This is a genomic window from Indolivaga capnocytophagoides DSM 22835 (assembly GCF_000426485.1).
GTDB classification, from domain to species: Bacteria; Bacteroidota; Bacteroidia; order Bacteroidales; family Dysgonomonadaceae; genus Dysgonomonas_A; species Dysgonomonas_A capnocytophagoides.
Genome location: NZ_AUFL01000008.1, coordinates 181,274 through 198,317, shown reverse-complemented (window position 1 = coordinate 198,317; position 17,044 = coordinate 181,274). Strand labels below are relative to the sequence as shown.

The window sequence follows — 17,044 nt, the reverse complement described above, 5'->3', positions numbered from 1 at the left end:
GAATTGATCAACCGATCAAAACCTTTTATCTTTATCTAGAATATTAGATAAGGATACTCCTTTCAATCGTCCAAAAAGTAAATGCTTGGGACTTCCTATAATTTGAGAAGTATATATACCGGTATGTCCCGAAAATAAATAAGCTACAACACAAGCGACAGCTACATAAATGCCACATCCGGCACCAAATAGTTCAATCCCCATTAACGAACAGGCAATCGGCGTGTTTGTTGCTCCGGCAAAAACAGCCACAAACCCCATGCCAGCAAGTAAAGCCATCGGCAATGGTATAAAACCAAATAAAGCACTACCCAATGTTGCTCCTACAAAGAATAAAGGGGTTACCTCTCCTCCTTTAAAACCAACACCAATGGTAAATGTTGTCAATAGTATCTTCAATAGAAAGTCATACCAGTCCTGCTGCACGGTAAAAGATTCCACAATAGTAGGCACTCCCAAACCAATGTATTTGGTTGTACCCATAAGCAACACCGACAATGCAATAATAATTCCTCCGAAAAAAGGTCTTAGCGGGGGAAATTTTATTTTTTTAGATAATTTACTCCAGAAATGTACGGACTTAGAAAAAGTCAATGCCGCTAGTCCAAAAACAATTCCCGTGAAAATCACATATAACAAATTCAAAGGAGTCATTTCCGGAACAAAAGGAACCGAATAGTGTGTATGTGCTACCTTCCATAAATCATGGCATGTATAATTTGCAATAACAGCCACCAAAAAGCTAGGTAAAATAGCTTCGTATCTTACACGACCGACAATCAGAACTTCTAATGCAAAGACAGCTCCTGCTAAAGGCGTCCCGAAAACGGACGCAAAACCTGCGCTTACCCCTGCTATTATTATAATTTTACGGTCACGGCTTCTCAGTTTAAATAGTTTCGAGAACTGGTCGGCAATAGCTCCCCCCATCTGTACGGCAGTACCTTCCCGACCCGCCGAACCTCCGAATAAGTGAGTGAGAAAGGTGCCGATAAATACTAGCGGAGCCATACGCAAAGGAATAATCTTTCGGGGAGAATGCACCTCTTCTATCAACAAGTTATTACCTTTAACTGTGGTACTGCCCCAATAGTGATACATCGCACCGATAAGAAGTCCGGACAAAGGCAGTAACGATATAATCCAAAGATGCGACTCTCTATAATCGGTCGCCCAATTTAGAGAGACTAATAATAGAGCAGAGGCAGATCCCGCCAATAAACCGATAACTGTTGATAGGCATAACCAGCGTATCAGGTATAAAAAGACAGGGAATTGTTCGATAGATACAGATAGCTTTTTTAATCGGGAGTAAAGCATCACTTTCTTTAATTTAAGATAAATGTCCGTGGCAAAGTCATACAAAGATATATTAGTTTTGGAAAATATAAAGATAAAAAGCGCCCCAAGACCAAAAAATCACTTCTTAGTCAAGGGGCATTCAACTCACATCTATGATTCCCGTTTTTTATTAAGCGTAAACAAAAAAAGAACTGAATAATATTTAGTAATAGATTTCACTTATTGGACTGTCAAATACCAAATGTATACTTCCAAACTGGTCTTTATATGCTTTAATTCTCTCATCGTGTAAAAGCCAGCCTATAGTGACCGCAACAGTAATATCATCATGCTTTGTAATTTCGACTATCTGTCTCAAAGACATTTCTTTATTTGTCAGTAATAGCCCTCTGATGAATTTTGCCCTAATATTAATATCTCTCTTTACCATTCCGTATGTTTATTAATTTAATAATAACAGCAGGTATTTCTTATTCTTTGTTAATACAAATATATTGGAATAACGCCCTTTATCTAATCTATTTTACGAGCTTATTATGTAGTTTAATCTGGTTTTCTATGTCAAAAAAGGCTTCAATTCAGAAGATGATTCAAATTTGAGTCAGAACCTGACACAATATAATAAAGGAATAATATAAATGTAAGATGTTTTGTTATTAAATGTCATTTTATCATATATAAACACAATAGCAGACTCAAATATACACTTAGTATAATTGAGTCTTTTTTTGATATATTTATCATGAAAAATTATTCAAGATAATAAATCTTCGATTTGCTTCTTTTGCAAGCTAAAGAAAGAACGTCTATCTATTTCGCCACTGACACTAATCAGAGTCGAAAACCGCTTTAATGATTCTATCCATTCTTCATGCATTTTGCATATTATTGCATCTGTAGACAAAATTGTATTTAACGAATAAATACCATCCATATAAGAACAGACAAAGTCATTACCCCGAACTAGTGTATAGCTGTAATATACATTAACATTTGATAAATAGATCAGGCTTTCCATATCACTAGCCTCACGTACTCCATACGAAGTTATATATTCGAAATAATGAATCAGTTGAAGCATTTCTTCTCTTAAATATTTTTTTTCCTCTTCTGTTAAGATACCTAGAGAATGGAAAAAGTTTATTTCTTCAACCATATATATAAATATCTTTCGGTCTATAATGGTCATATCCTTAGGCATAAAGGGGTTCTTTTCGGACAAATCCTGCCTACACAGATTTAATTCTTCCGGTAAATCAAAAGCAGAATATCGATCTGGGACATTCTTTGTATCTAACTGATATAGATACTGAAACATCTTGAATTTAAACAATCCATCAAAAGGAAACAATAATGAGTAGGGAACAAAGCTAAAGACTGATTTTATAGTAAGTCCGGGATCTTCTAGAAATTGAGTATAAGAGTCTTCATGCTGTTGCAGTTTTAATTTTACAGTATCAACAGGATTTTTAGATGTAGACAGACCTAAACTGAATAAAGGCGTATTCTGATTTTCGACCTGAACTAAAGTATCCAGTGATATTTTTAATTTGTTTGCAATAATGCAAGCTTCCGAAAAAGTAAAGAAAATTTCACCCCTAAGCCGCCTATAAATAGTTTCTTTACCCAAAGGTAGTATGTTCTGAAGAAAAGCCTGCTGATCCTTTTTTCGAGGTATAAGTTCTTCTATAGCTTTTATAAGCTTATCGTTAAATCCTAACATATATTCCGGTGATGAGTGTTCTTTACTATTATAATATAAAGCAAAAATAAACAGATTTATTACAGTTGTATGATTTTTAGAATATAAATAAAAATAATACGAATTTATTTCCACGGCTTCTATTTTCGGAGAAGCCAGTCTTAACACAAACTCAACATTAGGTTTACAATACAGTAATCATTCCAGAATACTTTTGTTTACAAAAATTAAGCATTTATAATAATTAGAGCCTAATGAGAAAACAAAAACCCAATCTACTAAAATTACTATCTTTTTGCATTCTGTTATTTATGGGCATCCAGCCCGGCTTTAGCCAAAACAACACAATAGAAATCAAAGGAACTATAAAAGACGATTCGGGAGAGCCGTTAATCGGAGCAACCGTTAATTTTAAAGGAACGCAAATCTCATCACTAACCGACATTGATGGAGCTTTCGAGCTTAAAATACCATCTGATAATGGTATAATAACAGTAACGTATATAGGATACGATCCGTTAAGCGTTAAAATAGAACCGAATAAATCGATTTATTCAATAATATTAAAGTCGAATCAGAATAGCCTCGATGAAGTTGTTGTAACAGCCTTAGGTATTAAGAGAGAAGAAAGAGGTCTTGGTTTTTCGACTGAAACAATAAACGGTGAAGCCTTGACTGACTCAAGATCAAACAATTGGGCTACAGCCCTTTCCGGAAAAGTGGCAGGATTAAATATCACCGGTGCAGGAGGAGGTCCACTCGGAACTTCACGAATATCGCTAAGGGGAGATAACTCTATGAATATAGATGGCAACAATGCCCTTGTCGTATTGGATGGTGTACCTATCGGAGGATCGGCAACAGGTACGGGTGCCGATTCTTACGGAGCAGGAGCAGGTAGTGATATTCCTATTGACTTCGGGGATGCTATTAGTGATATTAACCCTGATGATATAGAATCTGTCACTGTACTAAAAGGACCTTCTGCCGCAGCTCTTTACGGAAGCCGTGGAGCAAATGGAGCTTTAATTATTACTACTAAATCAGGAACTAAACAAAAAAAAGGAATCGGAGTATCTTTCAGTTCCAGTTTCAGTATAGACAATGTACTTCGCTGGCCCGATTACCAATATGAATACGGACAAGGAACTCAACAAAAAGACAAAAACGGGAATTGGTATTACTCTTACGGAGCATCTGAGGACGGTGTAAACACAGGATCAACCAGTAGTGCATTCGGACCTAAATTTGATGGACAAATGTATTTTCAATATGATCCTGAACAGGAAGGACAAAGTCTCGAAAGGCAGCTTTGGCGTCCCTACAAAAACAACATAAAAGATTTCTGGCAGACAGGAACTGATTTTCGGAATAATATATCAGTAGAAGGAGCTTCTGAAAAGAGTGCATTTCGTATGTCATTATCCCATCAGGCAAATAAATGGATGATGCCTAATACAGGCTTTAACCGCATATCGTTTGCCACTTCTTTTGATTATAAAGTAACGAATAAACTGAAATTCAATACAAAAATCAATTTCACCAATCGCAGCAGTGATAACTTACCGGGTACAGGTTACAACAACCAGTCAATCGCTTATTTTATGATCTTCCAGAATCCTAATGTTGATCTGGCATGGTATCGCCCTATGTGGAAAAAGGATAAAAATCAAATAGAACAGATCCACCCCTTCAGCAGCTATATAGATAACCCCTATATCATAGCATACGAAATGCAAAATCCATCGGATAAAAATACGTTGATCGGTTCAGCAAATGCCATATACGAGTTCTCTCGGAAATTTGAGCTCTTGTTAAGAACCTCTCTTGAAATGTCCCACGAAAACAGATCTCAGGAAAGACCTTACAATACTGCTAATTACACAAAGGGATATTACAGGGAAGATGACATTAATTATTTAGAATCAAATACTGACTTCTTATTTACTTATAGAGATCAGTTATCGAAACAACTTGGCTTCCGGGCTTCGACAGGAGGAAATATAAGAAAAACCGAATACAGAAATAAGTCCGGCTATGTTATTGGGCTGGTTACTCCCGGTGTATATAAATTATCTAATGGGATAACTTCACCATTTTTGAACTCAACCAATAGAGAAAAACAGGTAAATAGCTTGTATGGTACTATAAACATGAATTATGGAAAAATACTCTTCCTTGACATTACAGGCCGTAATGATTGGTCGAGTACTCTTCCAGTTCAAAATAATTCATTCTTTTACCCATCTGCAAGCCTTAGCGGTGTTGTATCCGACATGGTAGAACTACCTGAACAAATCTCGTTTCTAAAATTGAGAGCTTCGTGGGCTCAGGTTGGAAATGACACCGATCCTTACAAAACATCCAAATACTATAGCATGAGTGAATTCTCGGGCGCGGCTCTTATGCCCAGAACCCTTTACAACGCGACATTCAAACCTGAAATTTCGACAAACTATGAAGCAGGTATAGATTTTAGGATGTTTAACAATCGATTGAATTTAGATCTAACAGGATACCAGAATTATACAAAGAACCAAATAATAGATGTACCTCTTGATCCTACAACCGGATACAGTAAAGCTACCGTAAATGCAGGTAAGGTACGTAACAAAGGGTTGGAAATATTATTAAGTGGAACACCCATACAAAACAAAGATTTCAAATGGAGGGTCACAACCAACTGGTCTAAAAATTGGAATAAAGTATTAGAGTTATCTCCCGACCTAGCTGATGACGAGAGCCAACTTATAGCACAATCCGGTACAGTATACTTCTATGCTAAAAAAGGAGGATCAATGGGAGATATGTACGGGTATAAGCTGGTAAGAAATCCTGAAGGACAGGTTGTATTTGATTCTAAAACAGGACTAACAGCACGAAATGCTGACGTAGAATATGTCGGTAACGCATATGCAAAATGGAAAGCCGGAATACAAAACGAATTTACTATAAAAAATGTAAGGGTATCTTTCTCTTTTGATGGTCAATACGGAGGTCTTGTATATTCTCAATCACACCACAAGATGACTGAACAAGGCAAACTGAAACATACTTTATATGGTAGAGACTCCGAAGACGGCAAAATTGTAGGAAACGGGGTTGTAGACAATGGTGACGGTACTTATTCACCCAATACGACCAGAATAACAGTATCTCAGTATTATTCGGACTATTACCGTCGCGCCAATGTCGAAACTAATTCATTCGATGCTACGTTCATCAAGTTAAGAGATGCACGTATCGAATACAATTTCCCAAAGAAAATTACAAATAAGCTGAATGTAAATTCATTATCTCTTGCTCTTTTTGGTCGTAATTTATGGATGTGGGTAAAAGAATATCCGCTCTTCGATCCGGAAGCCGCTGCACTTAACAGTTCAAGCATTGTTCCGGGCGTGGAGATGGGACAATTGCCATCATCAAGAACAGTGGGCGTAAATCTTAATGTAAAATTCTAATAAGCAATACTTGTATGAAAATCAATAAAAATATATTTCTCGCTTTTATATCATCTATTATTCTAACCAGTTTTAGTGCTTGCGACAACGGTTTTGAAGATATGAACAAAGATCCAAACAGGATAGACGAAATATCTCAAGGCTCTTTATTAAGTCCTATTCTGTTCGAAATGGCCTCTTTTAATTATATGAGAGCCGATGATTTCACATTCGATATTATGCAGAATTCTTTGAGTTTTCCAAGCAACGGAACAGATATAGGTCACTATTATCTAACAGAAAATTCAGGAAACAGCACATGGTCGACCTCTTATCAATGGCTGACAGCTATCAGGGAAATGTACAACATTGCGGTTAAGAATAACGATGCAAACTATCAGGCAATAGCCCTGACTCTCAATAGTTGGATATACGCCAATCTAACCGACTGCTTCGGAGATGTCCCGATGGAAGAAGCTGGACGTGCGGAAGAAGGCCTATTACACCCTAAATTCAATACACAAAAAGAGATTTACGCCAAAATTATCTCCGATCTTGATGCTGCTAACAAGTTATTTAATACTTCTTCGAAACTGACCTTTACCGGAGACTTCATGTATAATGCTGACACCGATGCAGAAGGAATATTGAAATGGAAGAAATTCTGTAATTCGCTACAATTGAGAGTCCTCTTAAGAATTTCGAAAAGGGATTCGGAAATGCAGGTATTAGACAAAATGAAACAAATTATAAATAATCCTACAGAATATCCGATTTTCACGAGTGATACAGATGGTGCTTTACTCCCGATTTCGGGTACAGCTCCATATTTACCGCCAATAGCCAGACCTCAGGATTTTACAACGGGACGTGCTGCATCAGAATTTTTCATAGATAACCTATTGGCCATGAATGATCCCAGATTACCCCTGTGGGCAGGAAAGGCGAAGGATCTGAACAATAAGGATATGGGATATAAAGGTATTCCTTCGGGATATGTTGTAGGTACTAACTTTGATTACACTCCTTCTAATCTGAATCAGGCTCTGGCAAAAGCTCCTTTGAAGATAATATTGATGAGCACAGCCGAAGTTAAGTTCATTCTGGCTGAATTAGCTTTCAAAAAAATAATTTCAGGTAATGCAGAAGAATATTATAAGGCTGGAGTCACATCAGCTATTTCTCACTGGGGAGGAACCGTTCCTACAAATTATTTCGAAAACACTAATGCAAAATATGATGGAACATTAGAACGTATTATGCTACAAAAATACTACGCGCTATTCTTTACAGACTTCCAACAATGGTTTGAATTCAGGAGAACAGGTTTGCCTGTATTACCTAAAAACGGAGGTTTATTAAACGATGGGAAAATGCCTGTGAGATACCAATATCCGACAGTTGTAGTAAGAATGAATAACGAAAATTACAAAATTGCAGTACAAAATATTGGAGGAGATAATATTAATACCCAGTTATGGTGGGAAAAGAATTAAGTCAAATAAGAGGTTCCAACCCTTAACTCAATAAAAACGATTATGAAACGATTATTTATTGTAATTACATCCGGATTGTTTATTATGATAAGCAACATACACGGACAAAGTGCAAATAACAAATTTGTATTCGACACATATGCTCAACCGATAAATATCGAAAATGTAACAGATTACAGCACCCATGATCTGGGAGATGTTATCGCAAAAAAATTACAAGTTATTGAAAAAACATTTTTGGTAAGATTCGAAACGAAAATAGGCTTAACAGGTTCTGATATTGAAATTCAAAAACCAGATCTTTTGGAGTCAGTCGAGAAGTTAGATAAATATTACAGGAAAGCCGTAAAGAAAGATAATATGAATCGGGAAATAGCTGCATCAAAACTATCCGGCTACCTCGATCTGGCATACTGTCTGTTCTATGAAAACAGTGACGAATTCGAAAAGGCTCTTAGCAAAGCTAAAAAGGCTGAAGATATTATCGCATTGTATGATCAGATTGAACTATCAGCAAGTAAAATGACAGTTAATAAGTAAAAAATTTAATTATAAAATAATGAAACAATTTCCTATTATAATTGCCTTATTATGTACAATGCAGTTGTCTGCACAACAGATAGCTAAGGGCTATATCTATGGAGACGACAACAACAATGGAAAAAAAGACCGCAAAGAAAAAGGAATAGCAAATGTAGCGGTGTCAAATGGAACCGATGTGGTATTAACGGATTCGGAAGGAAAATACAATTTACCTGTAACGGACAATAGTATTATATTTGTTATAAAACCATCGGGGTATCAATTTTCATTAAATGAATACAATTTTCCAAAATCATACTACATACACAAACCTCAGGGTTCTCCTGTTTTGACTTACTCAGGATCAGCTCCGACGGGAGAATTGCCTAAATCCGTGGACTTTGGATTGATAAAAACAGAAGAACCAGAGAATTTCACCTCCTACATATTCGGCGATTCACAAGCTTATTCAGAACAAGAAATTGAATACTTCACCAAAGGGATTGTCAATGAAGCCAACAAGAGAAAGGGTATCAGTTTCGGTATTACTTTGGGAGACTTGGTCGGAGATAATCTGACTTTACATTCCTCGTATCAGAAGGCAATACAAGGAATGGGACTACCTTGGTACAATGTACTGGGAAACCATGATATGAACTACGATGCTAAAGAAGATATCTTTTCAGATGAAACTTTTGAGGCAAATTTTGGGCCGGCCAATTATTCTTTCAATTACGGAAAAGCCCACTTTATAGTATTGGATGATGTTCTATATCCCAATCCGGTAACAGGTAAAGGTTACCTGGGTGGTTTACGTGCGGATCAGCTGAAATTTGTTGAAAATGACCTGAAGTATATAACTCCCGATCAGCTAATTGTTATCAGTATGCATATTCCGTTGTATGATAAACAGGATAAAGATGCTTTCAGAGAAACCGATCGCCAACAACTTTATTCGTTGCTTGAAAAGTATCCTAATGTATTGGTATTAACCGCACATACACATATACAATATAATAATTTTATAGGTAAAGAAGAGGGGTTGAACAGAACAAATCCAATTCATGAATATAATGTCGGAACGACTTGCGGTGATTGGTACTCAGGAGTACTTAACGAAAGCGGAGTTCCGGTCTCAACAATGAGAGATGGTACACCTAAAGGATATGCTCTTCTAAACATATCAGGCAATCAATACACATTAGACTATAAAACCGCCGGACAGCCGGACGATTATCAATTATCGATATACAATCCTAAGGTCGTTCCATACAAAGGCAGATGGGTGACATCCGGAATATACGCCAACTTTTTTATGGGAAGCAACAATGATATTGTTGAGTATCGTGTCGACACAGGAAAATGGACTAAAATGCAAAGAATAGACGATTACGATCCGACCTACTATCGATACATGCAAGACTGGGATTATGATACAGAAGTAAAACCTGTTCGACGTCCTTCTAATGCACAGATATCCAATCACCTTTGGAGAGCTAATATACCCACTACCCTCCCTATTGGAGTACACCAGATAGAAGTACGTGCGACAGACATGTTTGGACGAACTTTTACACAAACCAGTTCTTATGAAATTAAGGAGTTATCTAAATAAATAGACATCTATAAAAATAAAAAAGCTGCCTATAAATGGCAGCTTTTTTATGTATAACCAATTTTAAACTAAGAATCTGCATGCAGATTATTCTTATCCGAATAAGCTGATAATGTAAGAGTCAGAGCTCCATCGCTGGTTATATTATGAGTAGTTCCGAAACTATCCAAAAGAGCGAATATCGTAATCATAAGAGCAATGCCTGCCTCATCGATTCCCAAAACGGCATGAATTAAACCTAAAGAAGTTATCAAGGTACCACCCGGGAGTCCAGGGGCTGCTATCGCAAAAATTCCCAATAGAGGTATAAATACTAACAATTTACTAACATCGGGCATAGTTCCATATAACAACTGAGACACAGCCAAAGACAGAAAAACAACATCTAATATAGAGCCGGGAAAGTGTATATTACCTAACAAGGGTATAGAAAAATCTCTGATATCGCTTTTCAACACAGGACTCTTCTTGGTTTGCTCTATAGCTACACCAAGACTGGCTGCAGATGATTGGGTTCCCAATGCTGTAAGAACAACCGGGCCATAATATTTCAGCACTTTCCATGGGTTTATCCCTGCGTATATTCCCGAAGAAATATAGAGAAAACTCAGCCAGATAATATGACATAAGATCGTAATTAGCAGAATAGCCAGAAAAACAGGCAATCTGGAAGCGAGCGTTCCTTCATACGCCAATATACTGAAATTAGCTGCAATAAAAAATGGAAGTATCGGGATTAAAACCTTCTTAACCAAAGCAAAAATGAGACTTTGAAATTCATATAATGCCGCCTCTATTTTCGAAGCATTAGTCCAGATTACAGACAGCCCTATAAGAAAAGCAAAAATCAAAGCACTCAGCACAGACATTAACGGAGGGATATCTAACTTAAACAACATTTCGGGAACAACATTAGTAACTCCTGCATCGGGTGTAATATTTAGCAAAGGTATTGCCATATACCCTACAAAAGCACCGAGTGAGGCACTACCTATACATGAAACATAAGCCAGCAGTAGCGATATCCCCAACAACTTCGACGCATTTCTTTTGAGACGAGTTATGGATGGTGTGATAAATCCGAAAATAATAAGAGGAATTAAGAAAAAAATAATCTGTCCCAGAATATGTTTTATCGGAAGTATAAATCCAATAACATCCTCAGAGGCTAGCAATCCAATAATAACACCACCTACGACTCCCAGAAAAAGCCTGATGGTTGTACTTGATAATAATCTTTTCATTGATAATGGGGAATTAAGGTCACAGACCTATTTATTGCTTTGAAAAATATAACAAACTGATTTTATTACACTTGAAAGCATATCATTAAATACTTCTATTTATTTAAAATATATTTTAGGATGAAGCCTGTAAGCCAAAATCGGTTTATGATCTCTTAACCTAGGCACATACATACTCAATTTCAGCAGATAAAAGTATAACTTGTATCCATCACCCGAAATACCACTTTCATGGTATTTCAGGTCAGAAAGCAGATCTTATTAAACGTTAAAATATATTTTTTTTGATCACACGTAAAACATTTTTGAGTCTCAGTTGTCTGCATTAATAGAGAGTGCACTCTGATAATTATTTACCCATCTACATACATTAATCCATTTAGGTGAACATCAATAACCTAAGCTGGTATTATAAACTAATATGAGACTGTAACACTAGTTTGATTCATGTTAACTGAATTATCATTTATTACTAATCCCCCCAAACAGTTCAATAGTACTTATGCTCTATTTGTCTCTTCCCATGTCTAAAACGGGAATGAGGCTTTACTCGAATTTTCGTCATAAGAGTTTATTAAAATCAAATCGCATCATACATAATATAGAGAATCCTTTTCTATTGATTTTATGTTTTTAACGGGATTCTGACTAAAGAAACTGGCGGCCTAATATTATATTCCTCATTTGAAATATGAACACAGTTTTATTTATTAGATAAACCGACATTATAAGATCGAGACCCATTCTTGATAATATCATTTCCCATTTTGCCAGAAATATTATTCTGTTCTTATTCTTTTAAAACTAGGTTTATTTATAGTATTTGCCAGTAATGGCAGATGGAGTGATCTCTATTATTCCGGTAGCTTTGAACATATTGGCTGGAAATTCCATGTGGCTAAGTTCGGGTGTGTATTTTTTCACGATATGTTTAAGTATCTCTTTTTTTAGTTCAGGCTCATCTATCATTTGTGCATTTCCCAATATGATAACGCTTCTGAATTCTGTATTTGTATCACATACAATCGTGGTATCAGGCAAAATAGCACCCATCTCGTCTACCTCGAACCCCACTTTGGAGTCTTGTTTCAGATATGCTATTTTCTGCCCTTTGATAAGCCCATGAATATATATCTTATCATTCCAATAGACATAATGAACCGGTACGATATAAGGAAATCCATTCGGATCATTAGTCGCAATTCTGCCTACTTCTGCCTTGTTTAATACATCTGTTATTTCAGTGGGATTAAGCTGATGTTGTTTCATTCTTCCTTGCATAACTCTTATTTTTTGATAATTAATTTTTCTTTAGTCCGCAAAGCTATTAAACAATTGGACTATATTTGTGGTACAGATAGAACAAAAACAAGCAGTCCAGATGTTCGATTTTAAATTGTTACAAACCAGAATTGATAAGACTCAAAAAAAAGCGGTTTATATCCAGATTGCTGATAGCATAATAGAGTTTATCAAAAACGGAAAGATTAAAACCGGGGAACTGATGCCCGGCACAAGGCTAGTAGCGGCGGAACTCGGTATAAACAGGAATACTGTAGTTCAGGCATTCGATGTATTGTCGGCAGAAGGATGGATTATCTCCGAAGAGCGAAAGCGAACCTATGTCTCGGATAAGATACGGATATCTCCTGTAAATGAAACACCAAAGCGAGTGAAGCAGCCGATAGACGCTGCCATAAAAAAGCATATCTTGTTTGATGATGGCCTACCGGATACTTCATGTGCACCCATGGAAGAGCTGGCTCGGGCATACCGTCGGATATTCAATCGCAAAGCCAGATGGCAGATAATGAATCTTGCAAGTGAGTTTGGTGATGATAAATTTCGTGATATGATTTCAAATATGCTGAACCAGAATAGAGGCATGAATACTTCATTGCCGGAAATTTGTATAACACGAGGGAGCCAGATGGCTTTATTTTTAACAGCTCATTGCTTATTGAAAAAAGATGATATCATTTTAGTTGAAAACCCTGGATTCAAGCCCGCATGGAAAACCTTTGAACATGCAGGTGCTACAATTTTGCCCATTCCTGTTGATGATGAAGGAATAAATGTAGAAGAAGTAGAAGCTATATTAAAAAAGAAAGATATTAAAGCCATCTATGTAACACCGCATCACCAATACCCAACAACGGTAACTTTAAGTCTTGCCCGTCGGTTAAAATTGATTGAATTATCTAACCGATATGGGTTTACTATCATTGAGGACGATTACGACAATGTGTTTCATTTCTCCCAACGTCCGATCATGCCCATATCTTCATACGACAATATTGACAAAAACCACTATGTCTATATAGGAACTTTAAGCAAATTGATTGCTCCGGCAATAAGGGTAGGTTATATTGCAGCTAATCCCGATTTTATAGAAAAGGTAGGCCAACTCCGTAAAATTATAGATATACAGGGAGATGCAATAATGGAACAGTCTATCATGGAATTGATCGCAGATGGAGCTATTCGCAGGCATCAGAAAAGAATGTTAAGCTATTATGAACAGAAAAGAGATTTTTTCGCATCTCTCTTAGATAATTATTTAGAAAATAAAGTAACTTACAAGAAACCCGATGGAGGGTTGGCTTTTTGGATTAAACCGATTGAAAACATTGATTTATTTCAAGTACAGAAAAGGGCTAATCTTAAAGCTATCAATTTCTATACACCTGACAGATTCAGTTTTGACAAGTCGATATCTGGAATTAGATTGGGTTATGCATCTTTGTCCGAAGCAGATTTAGAGAAAGGAATTAAAATTTGGAGTAAAATTCTATAGATTATTCATAAATCTAACTTAATACTACTATTACAACAACTTATAATAAAAAGTGATCGATGAAGTACCCGTTCCTAATATACTTGAAAAATAAAACATCTCTAAAGTTCGAATACAGGAGAGATGTTTCAGCAGTTACCCGTACCGACAACGGATATCACATCACATTTAGTAATGCAAGAAGCTATAATTACGGAGCCGATAAGGTTAAGTACTATCCGTTTATATCAACTTGCGAAAATGTTCGCATATACGAGAATGGCAAATTGAATGAGAAATATGATACAGTTGATAGTTACGGTCATTATTTGATTTTCCGCAATGGAGATAACAATTCTTATCCTATTGAAAAAAGTTCTGATATTGAAATTTGTAATATAAAAAAAGACACAGATCAAGCTAAATCGATTATCGATTATTTTAAAGAAATACTGAAAAAATCAGGAGGTGTATCATTTGACATCCCAGCAGAGGATACTGAAAACAAAAATCCAAATCAAATAAGTTCTGAAATATTGCTCAAGGCTCTTGACGGTATAGATTTATTCGAATCAAGGTCTGCGTTATCCAAATATATTGACGGAACTAATCCTGCTGTTGCCACATCTAAAGAACCCCTCATCTACCCTTTCGGATGCAACGAAAGTCAGAAACTGGCAGTTGAGACGACTCTAAGAAATAGCATAAGTATCGTGGAAGGACCTCCGGGAACTGGAAAAACACAAACAATTTTAAATATAATAGCCAATCTTATTGTACAAAACAAAACTGTTGCAATCGTTTCTAACAACAATTCTGCAGTCTTCAATGTACGGGAGAAGTTAGAAAAATATGGCTATGGGATGGTTGTAGCATCACTTGGGAACAAAGAGAATAAAACTTCATTCTTTGACAGTATTGAAGAACAAACAGTTGATCCTAATTTTAAAATTTCGGAAGAGCGATTAAAAAGAGCAAAGAATGAGATTGAGGAATTAGACTCCATACTAACTAAATGTTTTCAGTACCGAAATAAATTAGCCACTTTAAAAACGGAGTTATCAGATGCTGAAATAGAATTTGAACATATAAAAGCAGAGCAGCCAATCAATCTGGAGGTAAAAGCTATGCTTGACAAGAAATTCCGTCGTAAATGGAATTATAGCAGAATTTTGAGTTTAAAAGATTTGTTATCATATATAGAGCTTAAAAGAAGACTGTCTATCAGAAATACGTTGCGGTTATTTTTTCATTATGGCTTATTTGACCTTAAAAGTATCAGTGTTTATGGTGAAGAATTGCCCATCTATGCAAATCATAAATTCTATGAACTATATATAACAAAAATAGAAAACGAAATACTGGATGTTGAGAACTGGTTAGCATCTAATAATGAAGAATCTAACCTTAAACATTTTATTGAAACATCAAAAGAAGTATTCAATGGTGAGTTATTTAAAAAGTATAATCGTTTAGATAAAGCCGAATTTAATGCAAAAGATTATCGCAAGCAGTTTAATGATTTTGCAAAGCGTTATCCAGTAATACTAAGTTCTACACTCTCATTGCACACAAGTATCCCTAACGGATATCTTTTCGACTATTTGATTATAGATGAATCTTCACAGGTAGATATAATAAAGTCTGCTGTATGCTTTTCGTGTTGTCGAAATGTGATTGTTGTCGGAGATAGTCTCCAACTAACTCATATTGTAGATAAACAGAGCCAAGAGGCTGCAGAGCAATTTCAAGTGGAGTACAATATTTCTCCTGTATATGACTATGTTAAACAGAATATTCTGAATTCGTTGAAAAGTTTGTATGGGAATAGTGTAAAATCAGTTTTACTAAAAGAACACTATAGATGCCATCCTACTATTATTGGATTTTGCAATAAGAAATACTACAATAATAATTTGGTTGTTATGACTGATGGAAGTAATCATCCGTTCAGAATCATAGAAACAAATATATCCGGAGAAAGAGATAATTATAATCAAAGACAGATAGATGAAACGGATTCTTATATACGAGAAAACTTTTCAATGAATTATACGGAAGTAGGAGTTATTGCTCCCTATAGAAAGCATGCCGATATGCTGCAGAAGCGACTACCCGATGGTGCGGAAGCCGACACGATACATAAATTCCAGGGGCGTGAGAAAAATGTGATTATATTCAATACGGTCAGAAGCAAAATCGGGGAATTTATAGATAATCCGAACCTTATTAACGTAGCTGTATCAAGAGCCGTTAAAGAATTTATTGTCGTAAAACCTGAATCAATGGAGCTTCCTCACGGAACAAATATCGGTGATATGATACGCTATATATGTTATACCACCGACCCCAATGAAACGATTATTAAAGGTCGTATCTGTTCCGTTTTTGACCTTCTATATAAAGAATACAATAAAGTCTTCACTTCGTTTCTTTCATCCAACAAGAATATAAAAGGCTCTGCCGCAGAGATTATTATTGATAAGCTATTGAATGAAGATATACTTAAAAACAATGTTCAATTCTCGTCAATTGATATGGTTCGAGAATATCGGCTTAGAGACCTTGTTCGGGATTTTCAATCATTTTCTGAAGATGAAATCCAATTTATAAAGAACAATTCAAGAATCGATTTTCTACTGTATAACAAAATGGATAAAACCCCTGTTTTAGCTATTGAGGTAGACGGTGTTTCATTCCATGATAATAAGTTACAACAGGAAAGGGACAATAAGAAAGATCACATTTTGGAAATTATCGGACTGCCATTGCTTAGGCTATCAACTGATGGACATAATGAAGAGAAAAGAATTATTGAATGTTTAAACACTTCAATGGGTTTGAGTTAACGTTGTTTTATGATATCATTAACAGAGCAATATTTCAGGTCTCTGTTAATGACTGGATATTTCAATTGATACTGTTCGAAATAAAAATCAGTATGGAA

General features: G+C 35.9%; 11 protein-coding genes. 6 read left to right on the top strand and 5 right to left on the bottom strand.

What is annotated here, in order from left to right; genetic code table 11:
* Nucleotides 1-15: 15 nt before the first annotated feature.
* From K322_RS0103955 to K322_RS0103945, 3 genes are all read right to left on the bottom strand, one after another.
* Nucleotides 16-1,320, bottom strand: a complete 1,305-nt coding sequence (locus K322_RS0103955; protein ID WP_026625719.1) for a voltage-gated chloride channel family protein — start codon at nt 1,318-1,320, stop codon at nt 16-18.
* Nucleotides 1,321-1,504: 184 nt separating this feature from the next.
* A complete protein-coding gene (locus K322_RS21055) occupies nt 1,505-1,732 on the bottom strand; it encodes a hypothetical protein (protein ID WP_026625718.1) in 228 nt (75 codons plus the stop codon).
* Nucleotides 1,733-2,056: 324 nt separating this feature from the next.
* Nucleotides 2,057-3,172, bottom strand: coding sequence for a hypothetical protein (locus K322_RS0103945; RefSeq protein WP_026625717.1), 1,116 nt, complete (start codon nt 3,170-3,172; stop codon nt 2,057-2,059).
* Nucleotides 3,173-3,258: 86 nt separating this feature from the next.
* On the opposite strand from K322_RS0103945, the gene K322_RS0103940 reads away from it, so the two are divergent.
* From K322_RS0103940 to K322_RS0103925, 4 genes are read left to right on the top strand one after another with little or no spacing between them, the layout of a single operon-like run.
* Nucleotides 3,259-6,465, top strand: a complete 3,207-nt coding sequence (locus K322_RS0103940) for a SusC/RagA family TonB-linked outer membrane protein (protein ID WP_026625716.1) — start codon at nt 3,259-3,261, stop codon at nt 6,463-6,465.
* A 14-nt stretch (nt 6,466-6,479) separates the two neighbouring features.
* Nucleotides 6,480-7,940 carry a SusD/RagB family nutrient-binding outer membrane lipoprotein gene (locus K322_RS0103935; RefSeq protein WP_035331253.1) on the top strand — a complete coding sequence of 487 codons (1,461 nt, stop codon included), beginning with the start codon at nt 6,480-6,482 and terminating at the stop codon, nt 7,938-7,940.
* A 42-nt stretch (nt 7,941-7,982) separates the two neighbouring features.
* Nucleotides 7,983-8,480: a hypothetical protein gene (locus tag K322_RS0103930; RefSeq protein WP_026625714.1), complete on the top strand. Its 498-nt coding sequence runs from the start codon at nt 7,983-7,985 to the stop codon at nt 8,478-8,480.
* A 19-nt stretch (nt 8,481-8,499) separates the two neighbouring features.
* Nucleotides 8,500-10,077: a calcineurin-like phosphoesterase C-terminal domain-containing protein gene (locus K322_RS0103925; protein ID WP_026625713.1), complete on the top strand. Its 1,578-nt coding sequence runs from the start codon at nt 8,500-8,502 to the stop codon at nt 10,075-10,077.
* Between the two features lie 68 nt (nt 10,078-10,145).
* Here the strand turns inward: K322_RS0103925 and K322_RS0103920 are convergent, their stop codons facing one another.
* Nucleotides 10,146-11,321: a cation:dicarboxylate symporter family transporter gene (locus tag K322_RS0103920; protein WP_026625712.1), complete on the bottom strand. Its 1,176-nt coding sequence runs from the start codon at nt 11,319-11,321 to the stop codon at nt 10,146-10,148.
* 810 nt (nt 11,322-12,131) lie between these two features.
* A complete protein-coding gene (locus K322_RS0103915) occupies nt 12,132-12,602 on the bottom strand; it encodes a pyridoxamine 5'-phosphate oxidase family protein (RefSeq protein ID WP_026625711.1) in 471 nt (156 codons plus the stop codon).
* 100 nt (nt 12,603-12,702) lie between these two features.
* On the opposite strand from K322_RS0103915, the gene pdxR reads away from it, so the two are divergent.
* Nucleotides 12,703-14,118 carry a MocR-like pyridoxine biosynthesis transcription factor PdxR gene (gene pdxR / locus K322_RS0103910; protein WP_026625710.1) on the top strand — a complete coding sequence of 472 codons (1,416 nt, stop codon included), beginning with the start codon at nt 12,703-12,705 and terminating at the stop codon, nt 14,116-14,118.
* A gap of 59 nt (nt 14,119-14,177) precedes the next feature.
* On the top strand, nt 14,178-16,946 hold the full coding sequence (locus K322_RS0103905) for an AAA domain-containing protein (RefSeq protein WP_026625709.1): 2,769 nt from the start codon (nt 14,178-14,180) through the stop codon (nt 16,944-16,946).
* Nucleotides 16,947-17,044: the final 98 nt, after the last annotated feature.

Coding starts and splice junctions, on each gene's coding strand:
- K322_RS0103940 (WP_026625716.1), top strand. CDS start 3,259: ATGAGAAAACAAAAACCCAATCTACTAAAATTACTATCTTTTTGCATT.
- K322_RS0103915 (WP_026625711.1), bottom strand. CDS start 12,602: ATGCAAGGAAGAATGAAACAACATCAGCTTAATCCCACTGAAATAACA.
- K322_RS21055 (WP_026625718.1), bottom strand. CDS start 1,732: ATGGTAAAGAGAGATATTAATATTAGGGCAAAATTCATCAGAGGGCTA.
- K322_RS0103920 (WP_026625712.1), bottom strand. CDS start 11,321: ATGAAAAGATTATTATCAAGTACAACCATCAGGCTTTTTCTGGGAGTC.
- K322_RS0103935 (WP_035331253.1), top strand. CDS start 6,480: ATGAAAATCAATAAAAATATATTTCTCGCTTTTATATCATCTATTATT.
- K322_RS0103930 (WP_026625714.1), top strand. CDS start 7,983: ATGAAACGATTATTTATTGTAATTACATCCGGATTGTTTATTATGATA.
- K322_RS0103955 (WP_026625719.1), bottom strand. CDS start 1,320: ATGCTTTACTCCCGATTAAAAAAGCTATCTGTATCTATCGAACAATTC.
- K322_RS0103905 (WP_026625709.1), top strand. CDS start 14,178: ATGAAGTACCCGTTCCTAATATACTTGAAAAATAAAACATCTCTAAAG.
- K322_RS0103925 (WP_026625713.1), top strand. CDS start 8,500: ATGAAACAATTTCCTATTATAATTGCCTTATTATGTACAATGCAGTTG.
- pdxR (WP_026625710.1), top strand. CDS start 12,703: ATGTTCGATTTTAAATTGTTACAAACCAGAATTGATAAGACTCAAAAA.